Consider the following 18,948-nt stretch of genomic DNA (forward strand, 5'->3'; position numbering starts at 1 on the left):
GGAAGTATGCTCATGGAAAACGCGTCTGAGTCCACAATCAAAGGCACCGGTGTCGTTGCCGGAGTCGCCTACGCCGAAGCCGTGTGGGTCCGCCCTCGCCCGGCCCTGCCTACCGAGGGAAGCATTGACCCAGAGCAAGCGAGTGAATCCGAGTACAACCGCTTTCTTGCGGCCGTAGATACGGTTGCTAATCGATTGGAGAAGCGCGCGGCAGCCGCAGAGGGCCAAGCGGCCGAGGTTCTCACTGCAACCGCCGGTATGGTCAAGGACCGTGGCTGGCACAAAACAGTGCGCAAGAATATCCGCACCGGTAGGAATGCGGAATTTGCCACTGTTGGCGCGACTGACAAGTTTGTCACCATGTTCGAAGCCGCTGGTGGCGTGATGGCCGAGCGCACGACCGACTTGAAGGACGTACGCGACCGCGTCATCGCTGAGCTACGTGGTGAGGATGAGCCAGGCCTCCCTTTGGTAGATGGCGAGGCCGTCTTGTTTGCAGATGATTTGGCCCCGGCCGATACCGCAACGCTAGATACCAAACACATTAAAGCCCTTGTTACGGAGCTCGGTGGCCCCACTAGCCATACGGCCATCATCGCGCGCCAATTGGACATTCCGTGCATCGTGGCGGTGGGCGCTTCGCTTGGCGACATTGAAAGCGGCACGCTGGTATTTGTCGATGGCGCAGTAGGAACCGTGACTTGTGGTGCTGATGCGGAGACCTCCACCAAGGCCGTTGCTGAATACCGTGAGCGTGCAGCACGCGTTGCTCAGTGGCGCGGACCAGCTAAGACCAAGGACGGTCACAGCGTGCAGCTGCTGGCAAATGTTGCTGATGGCAATGCCGCCCGCATCGCTTCGGAGTCTCAGGCAGAAGGCATCGGCCTGTATCGCACGGAGTTGTCCTTCCTTTCGGCCAGCGAAGAGCCGAGCGTGGAGGAACAAGCAAAGATCTACGGAAAGGTTTTCAAGGCCTTCCCCGAATCCAAGGTTGTTGTGCGCACATTGGACGCAGGCTCCGATAAGCCAATTTCTTATGCCACGCTAAGCTCTGAGGAAAACCCGGCATTGGGCGTTCGCGGTCTGCGTATCGCGCGCGATAATGAAGCTTTGCTGACCCGGCAGCTTGATGCAATTGCGCAGGCTGCCGAAGCCCGTGATGATAAAGCCTCTACGTGGGTGATGGCTCCCATGGTTGCCACTTCTACCGAAGCGCAGTGGTTTGCCAACTTGTGTCGTGAACGCGGCCTGACTGCTGGCGCCATGATTGAGGTTCCCGCCGCAGCGCTTATGGCGGATAAAATCATGCCGCACCTCGACTTCGTATCCATCGGCACCAATGACCTGACTCAGTACACGATGGCTGCAGACCGTCTGTCCCCGCAGTTGGCCTACCTGACCGACCCGTGGCAGCCGGCCGTGCTGCGACTTATCCAGCACACCTGCATTGTGGGCCAGGCCAATAACGTTGCGGTAGGCGTATGCGGAGAAGCAGCGGCCGACCCCATGCTGGCCTGCGTGCTTACGGGCTTGGGCGTGAATTCGCTGTCCGCAGCGTCTACTGCAGTAGCAGGCGTAGGCGCACAGTTGGCAGAAATTACCTTGGAACAGTGCCAACAGCTCGCTGAGGTGGCATTGGATGCGGAAAGCCCTGATGCCGCCCGTACTGCAGTGGTAGAAACCATGGCATCCTTCGCCTAGCTTGAGGCGAAGGAGCGGGATTTATTCGCTGGCGAGTACGACTTCAATTTCGTGCTCGCGCAGCGCCTCCACAAAGGAATCGGGGGCTGCGGCGTCAGTGATGACGACATCGATATCAGCGGCGGGGGCGAAGCTTACCAAGTAGTCATTGCCCAGTTTGCTGGAATCGCACATCACTACGACCTTGTGGGCGTTGGTGACAAAGGCAGACTTGATGGCTGCTTCTTGGGGATCGGCCGTGGAAAGCCCGTGATCCAGGGTCAGGGCATTGGTTCCGATGAAGGCGACGTCGGCGCGCATGAGCGCTAGCGTGCGCAGGGCGGTGTCGCCGACGACAGCTTGGGTGATCGCGCGAACCGTGCCGCCAAGCAGCTGGACGTCCGGTACTCCGCTGCCTGCTAAGGACAAGGCGATGGGCAGACTATTGGAGACGATGTTGAACTGGCCTTGGGGGTATTGCTGTCCTATCAGCTCAGCAAATGCATTAATCGTAGTTCCCGCGTCGAGGAAAATGCTGCCGCCGCCGTGGGGAAGAAAATCCAGCGCAGCTCGGGCGATGGCGGCTTTCGCGCCGGAGGCGGAACGCTGCCGGGTGTCTAGGGTAAGTTCCGCAGTTTGAAAGGACTGGGATGCTACCGCGCCGCCATGCACGCGATGGACGACGCCCTCTCTATCCAGCACCGCTAGATCGCGTCGAATGGTTTCGGCCGTGACTTCGAAGCGCTCGGATAGCTCAGTGACGTTGACGCGACCTTCAACGGCGGTGAGAGACGCTATCTGGCGGCGCCGCTCTTCTGCGTACATTATTCCTCCTTGGACTTAAGCACACCGCGGGGAGTAGCGGGGGTAAAAATTCCCGGATTTTGTGGATAGGAAAGTCCCGCGATGTTGTTTTTCTTAGTCCATTGTCTCAAAAATCGGGAATAACCGGACTAAAGCAAAAATTTGCACAGCTATCGCCGTGCCGCGAAGTATGAAAATAGCTGGTCAAGACAAAAAGTGGGAAAGTGGGATTTTCGTCTCCTTTGCTGTCTGGGTCCAAAATGGCGCCAAAATGGGGGTGGCTGGCGGAGAGGCTATATTAATGAGAAATGCGCACAAATAAGCCCCGCACGGCCTGGGGCGGCCGTTGCGGGGCGGAGTGAGGCTGGGTGAGTGTTTAAAGTTTGCGGAACACGGATACAACCTTGCCCATAATTTCTGCATCATCGCCATTAATGGGCGAGTAAGCATCGTTGTGGGGAAGTAGCCATACGCCCGAGGAATCGCGGTGGAATTCCTTAACGGTGGCCTCGGAACCGTCCAGCAGCGCTGCGACAAATTCGCCTTCCTCAGCAACTGACTGGGAGCGAATAATCACCCAGTCACCGTCGAGAATCCCTGCATCCTTCATTGAATCGCCGACTACCTGCAGCATATATAGGTCGCCGCTGCCGACAACCTCGTCAGGCATGGGGAAGTACGTGTCGACGTTTTCCTCAGCGGTAATGGGTGCTCCCGCAGCGATGCGACCGACCACAGGAATATAAGACACAGCGCCTGCGTCCTCGGGAACCTGCTGTTCGGGCTTAGCGGGCTTGCGGCCAGGCTTCTTGGTGCCTTCGTCTGTGTTGAGATGGCGAACATCTACGGCACGCGGCTTATTTGGGTCGCGCCGGAGAAATCCCTTTTCTTCCAATTGCTTCAGCTGATAGGCAACTGAGGATGTGGACTGCAGGCCTGCTGCATCGCCGATTTCGCGAATGCTTGGTGGGTAGCCACGCAGCATGACGGCGTCACTAATGACATTGAGGATTCGTCGTTGACGGTCGGATAGGGATGCGTAATCGGTCTTCTCGGCGGACTTTTTTGGCTTGCGGCCCATTGCTGGCTCCTACGTAGGGTCGGGTGACTTCGTTGTCGGTCTATTAGTGGGCGGATTTAGAGTGCCACAAGTCATTTGTAGCACGAAAAGTACAGATGTTCGAGATTTGTGTCCACGGGTGGACAAGTATTCGAAGCGGTGCTATAAATCGAACGTACCAACTAAATCGAACATTATGGCGACTGTTTCAAATTAAGTGTCCAGTGGGATGCCTATGGTGAGTTCGGTCGTCGAAAGGAAAAACATGTCTCTACTTATTAATTCTCGAAATGACCTGGCAAAGCGTAATTCTGCAGACGTTCTAGTGGTTTCTCCCGCATCTGTATGGGACGTGGATCGATATGCCCCTCGCGCGGCGCGAGGGAGCGGTGATTCGCGGTATGTTCGAACTCTCCGCGTAGAAGATCGAACGACATATCGTTCGAATCGAGTGAAATCTGGCGGGGGCGACGGTCTTTCACAGAGAGCTCAACGTAGCGCGGTGAAGTCGAACACAGGTAACTACGTTTTAGGTGGCGTGTTTGGAATCGCGGTCTTTTTGGGCACGCTCCTAGGCGGATTGGCAGGGGCGGAAGGAAGTAGTGCACCGCAACCGCCGACCTCAGACATTCAACAGGTCGAGGCTGCTGTAGTGCATTAGTGAGGCGGTGGCCTTATGCTCGGTAGTTGGGCGGACTGCTGGGCGAGTAAACTACTGGGGTAACAACGTCAGTGAAAGGACCTCTGTGTATTGCCCCTTCTGCCATAATGAGCAATCCCGTGTCATTGACTCCCGCGTCGTCGATGCTGGAGCGTCGATTCGGCGCCGGCGTGAGTGTGCTTCGTGTAAGGGGCGTTTTACCACGGTCGAAAAGGCCGTGTTGTTGGTGGTCAAGCGGAACGGACTCGCGGAACCTTTTAGTCGAGATAAACTGATTCGCGGCGTACGGCGCGCCTGTCAGGGGCGAGATGTGGGTGACGATGCCCTGAAAAAACTGGCGCAAGAAGTGGAAGAGACCGTACGCGGGCATGGTTCCTCTCAGGTCAACGCGAATGAGATTGGCCTGGCCATCTTGGAACCGCTTCGCGATCTTGATGAGGTGGCTTATCTGCGCTTTGCCTCGGTCTACAAGTCCTTTGAAAGCGCTGATGATTTCGAATCTGAAATTCGTCTCATGCGTAGGCGCGACCGAGAGGATTTCTAGCGCAGTTTGTCAACGGCCTTCTGGATGCGGCGGAGCGACACGGCGTGAGCTGTGCCGAGGCGTTGGGCGAATAGTGAAACGCGAAGTTCCTCCACCATCCAGCGAATGTCCTTGACTTCGCGCGTCTTTTCGCGGCCAGGTGGTAGGCTGCGCAGCCGGTTGGCTAGGTAGGCCTTGGCGTTATCGACCTCGGCCTGGCGGTCCGCGTCGCGGTCAGGGTCAAGGTTCATGTCCTCTAAGCGAATGCGCATGGCTTGGATATAGCGCGGTAGATGACGCAGGTGGGACATGCCATGGATTGTGATGGCATTACGGGGTAGGAGGAACTCCAATTGCTCTCGCATGTCATCGATGGCCGCACCGTCCCAGTGGGCGAGTTCGGCTTGCAGGTTGGAATACTCGGCGAGTCCTGGGGCGATAGCCACCACCGCTTGACGCACACGGCCCGGAACCTGGGGCTTGATGGTGTCTTTGAGCTTCTGGAAAGCGGAAGGAGTGCGGACGGGTCCGCCGGCCTCTAGCATCAGGTCGCGTATGGCAGCGACGCGGGCGTCGTTGACCAGGCCATCGGCGCCGCCGTGGGGATAGGAGTCGACGGCGACGCGTTGTTGCAGCGGCAGGCCCTTGACCATTTGTGCAGTATTGACCGCAATGTCGCGCATAAGCAGGGTAAGGGTGGTGGTAACCATAGCGGCATCGGCTGCGGCCTTGGTGGGATGTACCTTGAGTTCAACGCCGTCCTTTGTGGCGACGAGGGCGGGGTAAGCCGTGACTTCGTGGTCGTCGACGTTGGTGGTAACCGTGTCATCGATGGCACCTAGAGTATCGTCGGTCCACTCGCTGACAGCGGTGGACTCAGCGGTGCGAGAGACACGGGACACAGAGGATTTGATATGCCCGGACTGGCGGCGGATAAGCGCTGCGAGGTCGCGGTCGGAGTCGACGATCTTGCCGCGCTTGTCGATGGCACCGTAGTTCATCCTCAGGTGCATCGGCAGCTTGCCGGGCTGGAAATCGGTGGCGTTGATGCCTTGGCCGCCGAGTTCATGGAGGACGTCGGCAAGCTGCTGGGTGATGGTGCCTTCATAAGGGACGAGGCGGTCGATGGCGCGCTCAGCGAATTCGGGTGCGGGAACAACAGTGCGGCGCAGGGCCTTGGGCAGGCTGCGGATGAGTTCGGTTACGAGCTCGAGACGCAGGCCGGGTACGAGCCAATCGAAGCCTTCGGTATCTAAGCCGGCGAGCATGGGGATGGGTACCATCACGGTAACGCCATCGAGTGGATCGCCGGGTTCAAATTTATAGGTTAGTTCGTAGTCGATGGAACCCTTTCTCCAGTGGTCGGGGAAGGAGTCTTCGGTGACCTCGTGGGAGTCATCGATGAGCTTTGTCGGATCAAAATCCAGCAATTCAGGGTTGCGACGGCGTTCTTTTTTCCACCACGAGTCGAAATGACGGCCGGTTGTTACATTTGCTGGGATGCGCTGGTCATAAAAGTCGAAGAGGGTGTCTTCGTCTACGATGAGGCCGCGGCGGCGGGCTTTTTCTTCGTATGCGGCGGCGTCGTCAAGCGCTTGGGCATTGGTTTTGAAGAAGGCGTGGTGGGTATTCCAGTCGCCGGCAACGAGCGCGTTGCGGATGAACATATCGCGCGCGGCGGTGGGATCGACGCGGTGGTAGGGCACGGTGCGGTCGGCCACAATGGGTACACCGTAGAGTGTGGACTTCTGGTGAGCGATGGCGGCGGCGCGTTTGCGGGACCAGGTGGGCTCGGAATAGTTGTGCTTGAGCAGGTCTGCGCCCAGCTTTTCTACCCAGGCGGGATCGATGGTGGCGACGTCGCGTGCCCAGAGGCGGGAAGTTTCCACCAGCTCGGCGGCCATGAGGAACTCCGGCGGCTTTTTGGCCAAGGCGGAGCCAGGAAATACCAGGAATCGGGTGTTGCGCGCGCCTTGGAATTCTTTGGAGTTGCCATCGCGGGCGCCGATATTGGACAGCAAGCCTGACAGGAGGGACATGTGGATATCATCGGCGCGGCGCTCGGTACCTTCCTGGTATGTCCAGCCCAGCTGCTTGGCGACGTCCTTGAGCTGGCGCACCAGGTCGAACCACTCGCGAATGCGCATGTAATGGAGAAACTCCTGCTTCATGCGTTTGCGGAATTTATTGCCGGATTGCTCGTTGCGGGTTTGTTTAATGTAATCCCAGAGCTTAAGCATGGACAAGAAATCCGAGGACTTGTCCTTGAAGCGGGCGTGGGCTTGGTCGGCCTGGGCCTGGAAATCAAGGGGGCGTTCGCGAACGTCCTGGATGGTCATGGCGGCGACGATGACCATGACATCATCGAGGCATCCGTTGGTATTGGCCTCAATGAGCATGCGTGCCATACGGGGATCTAGCGGGATGCGCGCTAGGTCGCGGCCAGTGGCGGTCAGCGTGGGCTTATCCTGCTTGTCGTGGAGAGCGCCGAGCTCGTGCAGGAGGTTAAGGCCATCGCGGATGGCCTTGTGCTCGGGCGGTTGGATGAACGGGAATTGTTCGATGTCGCCTAGCTTGAGCGAGACCATCTGCAAGATGACGCTGGCGAGGTTGGTGCGCAGAATTTCTGGGTCGGTGAATTCGGAGCGGCTTTCAAAGTCCTGTTCGCTATAGAGGCGAATGGCGATGCCATCGGCAACGCGGCCGCAGCGGCCGGAGCGCTGGTTGGCGGAGGCCTGCGAGATAGGCTCGATAGGCAGGCGCTGGACTTTGGTGCGCGTGGAATAGCGCGAGATACGGGCGGTGCCGGTATCAACCACATAGCGGATGCCGGGCACAGTAAGCGAGGTTTCTGCAATATTCGTGGCCAGCACGATGCGGCGGCCACGGTGTTCGCTGAAAACGCGATGCTGTTCTTGATTAGATAAGCGGCCAAAGAGGGGAGTGACCTCGACGTTTTTCCACTTCTTGCCTTCGATGGCCTCCATGGCATCGCGGATATCGCGTTCGCCAGGGAAGAAGCAAAGGATATCGCCGTCGCCTTCGTGCATCAGCTCTTCGATTGCCTCGGTCAAACCGTCGAGCGGGTCTTGGTCCACCACCTTTCCGCCGGCCTCGAACTCGAGGGGCCGGTAACGGATTTCTACCGGGTAGGTGCGGCCGGAGACCTCGATAATGGGGGCAGGGTTTCCGTCGGCGTCGGCAAAATGGGCAGCGAAGCTTTCCGGATCGATGGTTGCGGAGGTAATGATGACCTTGAGATCGGGGCGCTTGGGCAAAAGACGCTTGAGATAGCCCAATAAAAAGTCGATGTTGAGGGAGCGCTCGTGGGCCTCATCGATGATGATGGTGTCGTACTTGTTGAGGAAGCGGTCACGCTGCATCTCGGCGAGTAGGATGCCATCGGTCATGAGTTTCACCGCGGTGGTCTCAGAGACGCGATCATCAAAGCGGATGGCGTAGCCGACGGATTCGCCAATCTTTTGGTCCAGTTCTGAGGCGATGCGTTCGGCCACGGTGCGTGCTGCAATGCGGCGTGGCTGGGTATGTCCGATTAGTCCGCGGCGGCCGCGGCCCAGATCAAGACAGATTTTTGGGATCTGTGTGGTCTTACCGGAGCCGGTCTCGCCGGCAATGATGACTACCTGGTTATCCCGGATGGCCTCGGCAATGTCGTCTCTACGGGCTGTGACGGGGAGGGCGTCGGGGTAGGTGATGGTGGGGACGGCGGCGTCGGTAAGCGCGACGCGCTCAGCCGCAGCGTGGATTTCAGCGCCGATTTCTTGGAGCGCTTTCGGGGCACGGGCCTTTTTCAGGCGGCGGCGGAAGGAGCGGGCTTCGGCCAAGGTGACATTTTCGAGTGCGGCGAAAAGCTCGTCGCGGGAAGGGGTTTCATTCATAGTCATGACTAGGCACAGAGTTTACCTGCCCGCCTGAAATGAGGAAAAGTTGTTAAAGTGAAAATACTTATCCATGCACTGATTCGCATTCCTTAAGGAGGAACCCCGGTTATGACGAACCCGTATTCGGGTGGAAATGATGATTTTCCGCGCTACGAACCGACCGATCACCCCGAGGACCGACCAAACTACGGACAGCTTCCGTCCTATGGCGGAAGCCATGAAGAAAACACCCAGGGCTATGTGGGCTACCAAGCAGGCCAGCGCCCATATACCGGCAAGGTCTCTGCCGTAGACGCCGTTTCTTGGGCGTTTAGGACCGTCTTTAGCAATTGGAAGCTGTGGATTTTGGGATCTCTAGCGCTTTTTGCGCTAGGCATTGTTTTTGTTGTTATTGCAGCTGGCATCAATGCTGCGGGCGACTCCGGCGCGGGTCAGGCAACCGCAGGCTCTTTGGTCTCTCAACTCATTTCGACTGTCCTAAGCCTTGTTTTGTCGCTGGTAGTTATGCGCCTGGCGCTTTTCCAGATTGATGACTCTCGCACCGGTTGGGGCTACCTGTTTAAGAACGTGCGTTGGTGGCAGCCGCTGGTCATCATGCTCGTCATCGGGGCGGTGTCGATGTTCATTGTATTCTCTGTAGTAGGTGGAACCGTCACTGGGCTGCTTGGTGACGCCGAGAATCTCACGGAGGAAGAAGCAGTTGCGGCAGTATTAAGCGTCATGGGCATCATGGGCGTACTTTTGGTGATTAGTTTCTTTATTCAACCACTTTTCTCACTGATGCAGTGGTTTGCGGCTGACGGCGATGGCGTTGGCGAAGCAGTAAAGAATGGCTTTAAGGCAGGCAAGGACAACTATGGCCAGATGTTGCTGCTTGCCATTTTGAACTTTTTCATCATTGTTGCCGGCTTCTTGCTTTTGGGCATCGGCCTTATCGTGGCGTATCCGGTTACGCTCTTGGCACAGGCGCACATGTTCCGCCAGTGCGCGGGGCGCAATACTCTCCCGCAGGCGTAGCGCACCACAGTTAAAGGCCACCGTTCCAGTTAGGGGCGGTGGCCTTTGGTGTGCTTGGCGACGCCCCCGTGGGGCTTGCCGTGAACGATTACTGCCGGGAGCGCTCAATCGCCTTGTTATAGGCGGCGGTGATGAGCGTGCCGAATTCGCGGAATTCCTCGGCGCGGGCAGCGGAGGAGCGGAATACGAGGCCGACCTCGCGTTCGGCTGTGACGTCGGGGGCGAAGTGGGCTACGGCTACATCCTTGCCGTGGCATTCGGTTGCCAGGGCGGATTCTGGGACGAGGGTGCAGCCCAGCCCGCCCATGACCAGCTGCATGATGGTGGTCAGGGAGGAGGCGCGGGTGACCGAATTGGTGGCCTCGGCCGGGTTGATATTGGCGTGGCGGCAAAGGTCGACTACCTGGTCGCGCAAGCAGTGGCCGTCGTCAAGCAGCAGCAAATCCAGGTCCTTGAGTTCCGCAAGCTCGACGTCCTCACGGCCGGCGATGGGGTGATCGGGCGGGCAGACAATGGAGAATTTCTCGGTGTAGAGCGGGCTATCGACCATGCCGGTGGCCTCGGAAGGAAGGGCCATGATGGCTAGGTCCAGGTTGCCGTTGCGCAGGCGGGTGATGAGGTGTTGGGTTTGCTCCTCGACGAAGCGCGGCTGGAGATCCGGGTAGGCCTCGGCAAGCATGGAGAGCAGATCGGGGAGGATGTAGGGGGCGATGGTGGGGATAACGCCGATCGTTAGTGGGCCGGCAAGGGTGCCGTTGGCGCCGCGAGCGTGGGCGAGGAAGGTATCGGCTGCTTCAAGCGTTGCCTTGGCGTAGGGGAGGAGGGTCTCACCAGCCGAGGTGACGATGACCTTGCGGGTGGAGCGCTCAATAAGCTGCAGGCCCAAGCCCTGCTCGAGGGCAACGAGGCCCTGGGAGAGGGAGGGCTGGGAAATTTCGAGCTTGGCGGCTGCGGTACCAAAGTGCTTGTTTTCCGCAACGGTGACGAAGGTACGCAGCTGAGCAAGTGTAGGGCGATACTCTTTATTATGCATGCCTATCACTCTAACACTCACCTATAGGATTTGCTATTGACGCGAGCCGAAAAGATGGTATAACTGATCGTGTTGGGCCGGACACGGTCCGGCCCCGCTGCTTGTACGCCAAGCGGCAGGAAACTTAGAGGAAAAGCCTTTGCTAAAGGAGTTGAAGACTATGCCTATTTTGACCGTCGGCGAGAAGTTCCCAGAGTTCAACCTCACTGCCCTGACCGGTGGCGATCTGCACGACGTCAACGCTAACCAGCCGGAGGACTACTTCGAGCAGGTATCCCTGGACAAGTACGAGGGCAAGTGGAAGGTCGTCTTCTTCTACCCGAAGGACTTCACCTTCGTCTGCCCGACCGAGATCGCTGCCTTTGGCAAGCTGGACGAGGAGTTCCAGGACCGCGATACCCAGATCCTCGGCGGCTCCACCGATAACGAGTTCGCTCACTTCAACTGGCGCGCAACCCACCCGGAGCTGAAGGAAGTTCCATTCCCAATGTTCTCTGACGTGCGCCACGACCTCATCCGCGCACTGGGCGTAGAAAACGCTGATGGTGTTGCTGACCGCGCTACCTTCATCATCGACCCGGATGGTGTTATCCAGTTCGTCTCCGTTACCCCGGATGCTGTCGGCCGAAACGTAGACGAGGTTCTGCGCGTGCTCGACGCCCTGCAGTCCGAAGAGGTCTGCGCTTGCAACTGGGAGAAGAACGACCCCACCAAGAACATCAACAAGATGGACGTCGTTCAGTCCGCGCTCTAAATCTCACTGAGATGCAGGTTAACCCCGCTTTCGTGGCGGGGTTTCCTTTTAAATCCAGCGCAGTAAATTCCTATCAAAACCTAAAAGGAGAAAAGCTATGTCTATTGATAATCTGAAGTCTGCACTGCCGGAGTACGCCAAGGACCAGAAGCTCAACCTCGGTGCGCTGACCCGTTCCAAGGACTTGGACGAAGAGCAGCTGTGGGGCTGCCTGCTGGCATCGGCCGCAGCAACCCGCAATGACACCGTGCTGGCAGAAATCGCTGAGGAAGCAAAAGAGCACCTCTCCGAGGAGGCTATCGAGGCAGCCTACGGCGCAGCCACCGTCATGGCGATGAATAACGTTGCTTACCGCGCCAAGGGCTGGTTGGGCGATGACTACGCACAGGTAAAGTTTGGCCTGCGCATGAACATCATCTCCAAGCCAGGCGTGGACAAGGCCAACTTCGAGCTGTGGAATACCGCAGTCTCCGCCATCAATGGCTGCGAGCACTGCCTGGGTGCTCACGCTCACGAGCTCAACGAGGCTGGTCTGAGCAAGGAGCAGGTCTGGGAGGCCGTCAAGGTCGCTGCCGTGGTTCAGGCTGTGGCACAGGCTGTCCAGATTGAGGCCGCACGCTAAAATAGCCGGCCTTTAGCCGCCCTCGCGCTTGCCGACGTCCCCCTCACTCGGGGCGTGGCAGCTAGGGCGGCTTTGTCGTTTTGGCTGGCTAGTACTCCACGCGCAGGTCCGACAGTCGGACTTCGCCAGCCTCATCGGAGGCATCGAGATCTACCGTAGCGACGAACTGGTAGGCGTGGTCGCCGTCTGGGTCCTTGATGATCTGGCGCACGGACCACGCACGCGAGTCAGTATCGCCTAGGCGGAAAAACTCCGGGCCGCGGGCCTCGGGGCCGGAATCGATGTCATCATACTCATCGAAGTAATCATCTAGGATAGCGCCGAAGCCCGGCACCTCGTCCAGGTAATCGAGCAGCTCCGCCAAGCGGTCTTCTTTTTCTAGCGCGAAAAGCTGCACCAAACGGAACATGTAATTGCGCACCATAATGGTAAAGGCGCGGCGATTGGCCGTAAGAGCGGTGGGGTCCTCCACGCCGAAGGCAAGCTCGCGGTCCACAGTGTCTTGGTCGATGGGGGAGTCTTCGCCGGCCATCTGCGCCCATTCGTCGACAAGCGAGGAATCCACCTGGCGGATAAGCTCACCCAGCCAGATGACGATGTCCTCGAGCTCCGGGGTGTTGTACTCATCGGGGATGGATTGCTTGAGGGTACGCCAGGCATCGGTCAAGTAACGCAAAATCACGCCCTCGGAGCGGGCTAAGCCGTAGGTGGCCACCAAGTCCGAGAAGGTCATTGCATTTTCGAGCATGTCCCGGACTACGGACTTGGGGCGCAACTCAAATTCCTTGACCCAGGCATTAGTCTCCGCAAAAGTATCGTAGGCCTGCTCCAAAAGCTCCTCGAGCGGTTTGGGCCAGGTGATATCCTCCACGATATTCATACGATCGGTGTAGTCCACTCCATCCGCCTTCAGCGCGGCAATTTCCTCGCCACGGCGCTGTTTCTGCTGGGCGATGAGCACCTGACGCGGGTCATCCAGGATGGACTCGAATACGGAAATAACGTCCAAGTTATAAGTGTCCGCCTCCGGATCCAGCAGCGAGAGCGCGGCTAGGGCGAATGGTCCCAGCGGTTGGTTAAGCGCGAAATCGCGGGGGAGTTCTCGCACCAAATGATAGGGTCGGCCGTAGATATCCAAGCCCTTGGTGGATTTTTGCACTACGCCAGAATCCACCAGCCCGCGGAAAAGGTCGAGGGCTGTGAGAATGTCCTTATTCTGCTTGCTGCGATTATCGTGATTGTCCCGCAGCAGATGGCGCATGTGTTCATAGCCGTTGCCATGCCGCGCCAATACATTAAGCAGCATCGAGTTAGAGACGCGGAATTGAGACGTCAGCTGCTCAGGCTCAGCCTCAGTAAGGCGCGCAAAGGTCTTTTCGGACCACGAAACCTCGCCCTCTCGAGCGGACTTTTTCTTTAGCTTCTTCAAGCGCTTGGGGTCATCACCGATGCGGCGGCGTTCCTTAGCGTTTTCGATCTCGTGCTCGGGGGCCTCGACCACCACGGTGCCCTCGGTGTCATAGCCGGCGCGGCCGGCACGCCCAGCAATCTGGTGGAATTCGCGCGACTTGAGGATGCGTTGGCGCTGTCCATCGAACTTAGCCAGCCCCGTCATCAGTACGGTACGGATGGGCACGTTAATGCCCACCCCCAGGGTATCGGTGCCGCAAATGACCTTAAGCAGACCCTTTTGTGCCAGGCGCTCTACTAAACGGCGGTATTTGGGCAGCATGCCCGCGTGGTGGATGCCGATGCCCTTGCGCAGCAGCTTGGATAAATCCTTGCCAAAGGCAGTGGTGAAGCGGAACCCACCGATTTCCTGGGCAATCGCTTCCTTTTCTTCCTTAGTGATGATCCCCGAAAGAGAGGTGAGCGCCTGGGCGCGCTCGGCCGCTTCACGCTGCGAGAAGTGCACCACGTAGATGGGGGCCTTCTTATCGGCCAAGAGCTCTTCGATGGTCTCGTGTACCGCACTAAAGACATAGGAAAAATCCAGCGGCACGGGGCGCGTGGTACCAGCAACCAGGTCGGTAGCGCGGCCGGTACGACGGCTAAGGTCTTCTTCCAACCATGTGGTATCGCCCAGGGTGGCGGACATAAGCAAGAACTGCGCGTTGGACAATTCCAGCAGCGGCACCTGCCAGGCCCAGCCGCGGTCCGGTTCGGAGTAGTAGTGGAACTCGTCCATCACCACCTGGTCGATATTGGCCTCGGCGCCATCGCGAAGCGCAATATTAGCCACAATCTCAGCCGTAGCGGCGATGATGGGGGCATTGCCGTTGACGGTGGCGTCACCAGTCATCATGCCCACATTTTCCGCGCCAAAGATATCGCAGAGAGCAAAGAACTTCTCACTTACTAGAGCCTTGATGGGTGCCGTATAAAAACTGCGCTGGCCACGGGCCAAGGCGATAAAGTGTGCGGCATTGGCCACCATGGACTTTCCGGAGCCAGTCGGGGTAGCGAGGATGACATTATCGCCGGCCAAGATCCCCAGCGAGGCCTCCTCCTGCGCTGGATACAAATTAATGCCCCGGCCGGTGGTCCACGAGGTAAAGGTATCCCAGATCGCCTCATCTACGAGGGACTCGGGCACTTCCGATAAATCTGGCAGCAGCTGAGATAAGTTCACCCCCACCACCTTAGCGGTGATGAGGGTGGGTTAGTTAGATATCGTCACCTAAGTCGCCATCGCCCTGAGCGGAATCTGGATCATCCTTGCCTCTATCGGCTTGAGGGTCCTCGCCATCGGCGGAATCTTCGCGTTCATCTATGTCAGAGTTAATGATCTGCTGGCTTTCTTCCTTATCCAAAGAAGCCAAGAAGGCTTGGAACTCCTCGCTGATTTCCTCGCCGGTAGGCACAGCTTCCTCGCCGGGCATGATAGCCTGCGGGTGTTCCTTGCGGTAGCGCTCCATATAGGCGTCATACTGCTGCTCGAGTTGCTGAACCACGCTTTCTATCTCATCCGAGCCACCAACTTGTTCTTCCAGTTGGTTTTCTACGCGGGAAATATCAGCCTCGATGCTGCCCAAAGGAATATTGAGGTGCGCGGCCCGAGCTACCGAATCCAATAACTGGAACGTGGCTTGCGGGTAGGGCGAAGCCGCAAGATAATGCGGCACGTGGACGGTATATCCGGCTACGGTGCGCTGCTTATCCGCCAGTGCTTTTTCCAGATACAGTGCAGCAGAGCCGGGGACCATCATGGTGGAATCCATCGACAACATATGCTCAGTCAGACGGGAGGAAGTGCCATGCGCCGTGACCACCGTGGGGCGGGTGTGTGGAACTGGCATAGGTGCGGCATAGAGCATGATGGTGTCATTGATATTGAACTTTTCCACCAGCTTGACCACAGCAGTGGTAAAAGCCTCCCAGCGCATGTCGGGCTCTGGGCCAGACAGCAGTAGGAAGGTTTTGCCGGAATTATCGCGCAGGACCTTGATACCCAGGTCCATCGATTCAATTTCTAGCGCCCGATCCTTATCGATGGTGACGGCTGGCCGGCGCGAGCGGTAATCAATCAGCTCATCAGAGTTAAACGAGGCCAGTTGGCGGCCTTCCAAAGCTGCCTTCAAATGGTCCGCACTAGCCTCGATGGCCTGGCCGGCGTCTGCATAGCCGTGCATGGCAACAATCATGGTGGGGCCTTGTCCGTCACCGGAATCATCCCTAATCACCGGGGCTGGATACTCCAGCTCATACATGCGGCGATCTTCTTCGTGCATGTTGTGTTACCTCCTTGCTTTCTTACCTACCCCAACGCCGCAGGCGGGCTCAGTATTCCCGCGCGCACTGGGAGGTTAAATAACTGATTGTGCCCCAAATCGCCGCACATTGCCAGCGCAATCCCGGGCGGGGTGTGGACAAGCCGCCTGCCGACGCCCCCTCACCCCGCCTATCCCCAGATTCTTACCACTTCTCGATGCTTGTCCTATACATGGTTGCGCGCGTGGCTGAAGCTGGGGCTATGCACATCTCAACACCAACTCAGCCCATTCGTACGCCCGGCGATATCCTCGCCAATATCCCAGGAATTCTCGGATTCTTCCCCTCCGAATCAGTCATCCTCATCTCCATCCAGCCCAGCCCACGCGGATACAGTATGGGGCCGGTAGCCCGCCTCAATCTGAACGATGTCCCTGCCGCCTTGCAAGAAGTGATGGATGCATTTCACTGCGGCAACCCCGAAAGCATCTTTGGTTTCGTTCTCTCTCAACGCCAAGAAGAAGATCTATGGGATATCATGCACTCCCTCTACCGCTTTCAGGATCGCTCTGGTGTGGGCATTGACGCCTGTTGGCTGGCCGAAGAGCTATCTACTGATACCGCCTACGACCTCATTTTTGGCCACGCGTCCGAGGACGGCGAGGGCCCGCTGCAGAATTGGATGGAAGGAACCATTCCCGCCATATCGACGAGCCACTCCATGCGTGAGTGCGTGAATAATGGCATGCTTCCTGAACTCAGCCGCAATGACTTGGTTCAGCGTTTTAAGGACCACAACCCATACTTTGGGAAAGAAGAAATTAGCGCAATGGAGCGATGCTGCAGAGAAATCGCCCGCCAACTGCGCGCCGGGCGCGGTTACCAAACTTCAGATCCAGTGCAGGTGGTCAAGCGCCTTATCGCTGATGTCCGCTTCGTGCTCAGTGAGGTGGAATCGCTGGAGGAGACTTTGGAAAATGAGGAATTGCTGTGTGCAGCAGCCATGTGGATGTCTACCACGTGGACCCGTGACCTGGTCATCACAGAGCTGGTGTCTGCGCCGCGGGAAGCAGGGGACCTCCTCCTAGCGGTGGCACGTACATTCCAGGGGTCCATCCGCTATAACGCCCTAGCCTTATACGCAGCTAGCCAGGTATCCCATGAATTCGGAATTTATGCGGGTCCGGCGCTTTCTGTACTAGTAGAAGAGGCGCCCCATCATAATTTGGGGCGCCTCATAGCGCAGGGGTATCGCAGCGGCATGGGAAGGCGGTTGGTCACGAGCCTCTGCCATGGCTGTGAGCTAGCCCGCGACGCGGCGGGGCTTGGCGCCGATGCCCCGCAAAGTAGCTTCGGAGGCTAGGCCCGCTTCGCTGAATGTGCCTTATCGCCTAGCTGGCGGGTGAAATTCCATGCATCGGTAACGATCGTTTCCAGATCCGTGCGGGTGGGGTTCCATCCGAGCTCCCGCTTGATCTTCTCTGAGGAAGCGATGAGGGTGGCGGGGTCGCCTGCGCGGCGCGGAGCCACCTCAGCAGGAATGTCGTGGCCGGTGACCTTGCGGCACATCTCAATGACCTGCTTGACGGAGTAGCCATCACCAGAACCCAGGTTGTAAATGCGGTGACTACCAGATTCATTGGATTCGAGAGCAAGCACATGGGCATCGGCCAGATCACGGATATGGATATAGTCACGCACTGGGGTGCCGTCTGCGGTATCCCAGTCATCACCGAACATGAAGATCTTATCGCGGTGGCCCAAGGCCACCTGCAACACGATGGGGATGAGGTGGGTTTCTACCTCGCGGTTCTCACCGATGTTTCTGTAGGCTCCAGCCACATTGAAGTAGCGCAGGGAGGTCGCCCCCAATCCATAGGCGTGGGCGAAAGAGGTGATCATGTAGTCGATGGCAAGCTTGGTTGCACCATAGGGATTGGTGGGCTGGGTTGGCATATCCTCTGTAATCGGCACTTGGTCCGGCTCACCGTAGGTTGCAGCGGTGGAGGAGAAGACGAGATTTTTGACCTCGTTATCCCGCATGGCATTGAGCAGCGTCAGGGTAGTAACGACATTGTGCTGCCAATACTCATCGGGCTTTTCCACGGATTCGCCCACCAACGAGCGCGCCGCGAAGTGGATGACACCCTCGAAACCACCTTCTCCCAGGACCTCGGCGGCCTTATCCGCCACGTCGCCCTCGACGACGCGGGCTGTTTCTGGAACGGCTTCGCGGTTTCCGGTGGAGAAATTGTCAATGATGGTTACATCATGGCCTTGTTCGACCAATACAGCGGCGCACACGCTGCCGACATAGCCGGCGCCACCGGTGACAAGAAGTTTCATGGTTATACCTCCACGCGCACTGCGTGCGCCAAGTCGTCGGAAAGCACGACGCTGCCGCCATCCGGTGTCGACAACGTAATCGTGCCGCTGTTATTGACTACCGATACCTTTGCTCCCACGCGGATTCCGGCAGCGGTGAGTTCCTGGAAGGTGCCATCATCAACCTGCAAAATCTCATTGACCTGGATGACGGTGGCGGAGACCTCATCACCATTGGGGAGATCGACTGCGCGGGTGCCCTGGTCCGGCTGCGGAGCATCGAAGCCCAGTGCAGACAGCGCCGGGATAGGGTTGCCGAATGGTGACCGGGTTGGATCATCGAGAACCGCGACCATGCGTTTTTCTACTTCTTCGCTCATCACATGCTCCCAACGGCAGGCCTCGTCGTGAACTTTTGCGATGTCGAGCCCGAGGACGTCGGTAAGCAAACGCTCTGCCAAACGGTGCTTGCGCATGACTGCGGTAGCCAGGTCGCGGCCCTTGTCCGTGAGATCCAAACTGCGGTCGGTACGCACGTGCAAAAGGCCGTCGCGTTCCATGCGAGCTACAGTTTGAGAAACCGTAGGCCCAGACTGCTCCAAACGCTCCGCGATGCGGGCGCGAAGAGGAGTAATACCTTCTTCCTCTAGCTCGTAGATGGTGCGTAGATACATCTCCGTTGTATCAACTAGGTCCCTCACGTGGGCATACCTTTCTGTGTGAATACAGTTTCGCGGCTAATCTCCCGACCAAGGACGGGAAAGCGCTTTCTAGACTCTGCAGTCCAGATTAGCCTACCTAAGCCCTTGCTCGCCGCGTCGAACTAAGCCGCTGCCTTTCTAACGCCAAACCCCGA

Annotated in this window: 14 protein-coding genes; 6 read left to right on the forward strand and 8 right to left on the reverse strand. The window is 58.0% G+C overall.

What is annotated here, in order from left to right; genetic code table 11:
* Positions 1-12: 12 nt before the first annotated feature.
* Positions 13-1,701 carry a phosphoenolpyruvate--protein phosphotransferase gene (gene ptsP / locus MHK04_RS01140; protein WP_200288962.1) on the forward strand — a complete coding sequence of 563 codons (1,689 nt, stop codon included), beginning with the start codon at positions 13-15 and terminating at the stop codon, positions 1,699-1,701.
* A gap of 21 nt (positions 1,702-1,722) precedes the next feature.
* On the opposite strand, the gene sugR is transcribed toward ptsP, so the two are convergent.
* Both sugR and lexA read right to left on the reverse strand, forming a co-directional pair.
* Positions 1,723-2,505 carry a transcriptional regulator SugR gene (gene sugR, locus MHK04_RS01145; RefSeq protein ID WP_023021379.1) on the reverse strand — a complete coding sequence of 261 codons (783 nt, stop codon included), beginning with the start codon at positions 2,503-2,505 and terminating at the stop codon, positions 1,723-1,725.
* Positions 2,506-2,860: 355 nt separating this feature from the next.
* Positions 2,861-3,565: a transcriptional repressor LexA gene (gene lexA, locus MHK04_RS01150; protein ID WP_023021380.1), complete on the reverse strand. Its 705-nt coding sequence runs from the start codon at positions 3,563-3,565 to the stop codon at positions 2,861-2,863.
* A 725-nt stretch (positions 3,566-4,290) separates the two neighbouring features.
* Here lexA and nrdR point away from each other — a divergent pair.
* A complete protein-coding gene (gene nrdR / locus MHK04_RS01155; RefSeq protein ID WP_049361220.1) occupies positions 4,291-4,749 on the forward strand; it encodes a transcriptional regulator NrdR in 459 nt (152 codons plus the stop codon).
* On the opposite strand, the gene hrpA is transcribed toward nrdR, so the two are convergent.
* Positions 4,746-8,633, reverse strand: coding sequence for an ATP-dependent RNA helicase HrpA (gene hrpA / locus MHK04_RS01160; RefSeq protein ID WP_239207614.1), 3,888 nt, complete (start codon positions 8,631-8,633; stop codon positions 4,746-4,748). The two genes, nrdR and hrpA, sit on opposite strands and share 4 nt — an antisense overlap.
* 105 nt (positions 8,634-8,738) lie before the next feature.
* Here hrpA and MHK04_RS01165 point away from each other — a divergent pair, with 105 nt between their 5' ends.
* On the forward strand, positions 8,739-9,647 hold the full coding sequence (locus MHK04_RS01165) for a hypothetical protein (protein WP_023021383.1): 909 nt from the start codon (positions 8,739-8,741) through the stop codon (positions 9,645-9,647).
* Between the two features lie 88 nt (positions 9,648-9,735).
* On the opposite strand, the gene MHK04_RS01170 is transcribed toward MHK04_RS01165, so the two are convergent.
* Positions 9,736-10,680, reverse strand: coding sequence for a hydrogen peroxide-inducible genes activator (locus tag MHK04_RS01170; RefSeq protein WP_200288966.1), 945 nt, complete (start codon positions 10,678-10,680; stop codon positions 9,736-9,738).
* A gap of 160 nt (positions 10,681-10,840) precedes the next feature.
* Between MHK04_RS01170 and MHK04_RS01175 the strand changes: the two genes are divergently transcribed.
* Entirely contained in the window at positions 10,841-11,434 is a 594-nt protein-coding gene (locus tag MHK04_RS01175) for a peroxiredoxin (protein WP_023021385.1), read from the forward strand.
* 97 nt (positions 11,435-11,531) lie between these two features.
* A complete protein-coding gene (gene ahpD, locus MHK04_RS01180; RefSeq protein WP_049361224.1) occupies positions 11,532-12,056 on the forward strand; it encodes an alkylhydroperoxidase, AhpD family in 525 nt (174 codons plus the stop codon).
* An 88-nt stretch (positions 12,057-12,144) separates the two neighbouring features.
* Here the strand turns inward: ahpD and MHK04_RS01185 are convergent, their stop codons facing one another.
* Both MHK04_RS01185 and MHK04_RS01190 read right to left on the reverse strand, forming a co-directional pair.
* Positions 12,145-14,688, reverse strand: a complete 2,544-nt coding sequence (locus tag MHK04_RS01185; RefSeq protein ID WP_200288967.1) for a DEAD/DEAH box helicase — start codon at positions 14,686-14,688, stop codon at positions 12,145-12,147.
* A 34-nt stretch (positions 14,689-14,722) separates the two neighbouring features.
* Positions 14,723-15,787, reverse strand: coding sequence for a proteasome assembly chaperone family protein (locus MHK04_RS01190; protein ID WP_239207615.1), 1,065 nt, complete (start codon positions 15,785-15,787; stop codon positions 14,723-14,725).
* A 242-nt stretch (positions 15,788-16,029) separates the two neighbouring features.
* On the opposite strand from MHK04_RS01190, the gene MHK04_RS01195 reads away from it, so the two are divergent.
* Positions 16,030-17,130: a DUF4192 domain-containing protein gene (locus tag MHK04_RS01195; protein ID WP_239226966.1), complete on the forward strand. Its 1,101-nt coding sequence runs from the start codon at positions 16,030-16,032 to the stop codon at positions 17,128-17,130.
* Here the strand turns inward: MHK04_RS01195 and galE are convergent.
* Positions 17,127-18,113, reverse strand: a complete 987-nt coding sequence (galE, locus tag MHK04_RS01200) for a UDP-glucose 4-epimerase GalE (RefSeq protein WP_200288969.1) — start codon at positions 18,111-18,113, stop codon at positions 17,127-17,129. The two genes, MHK04_RS01195 and galE, sit on opposite strands and share 4 nt — an antisense overlap.
* Before the next feature lie 2 nt (positions 18,114-18,115).
* Positions 18,116-18,793 (reverse strand): metal-dependent transcriptional regulator, encoded by a 678-nt coding sequence (locus tag MHK04_RS01205; protein WP_239207617.1) that lies wholly within the window; start codon positions 18,791-18,793, stop codon positions 18,116-18,118.
* Positions 18,794-18,948: the final 155 nt, after the last annotated feature.

This window comes from Corynebacterium nasorum (assembly GCF_022345765.1).
Lineage (GTDB): Bacteria > Actinomycetota > Actinomycetes > Mycobacteriales > Mycobacteriaceae > Corynebacterium > Corynebacterium kefirresidentii.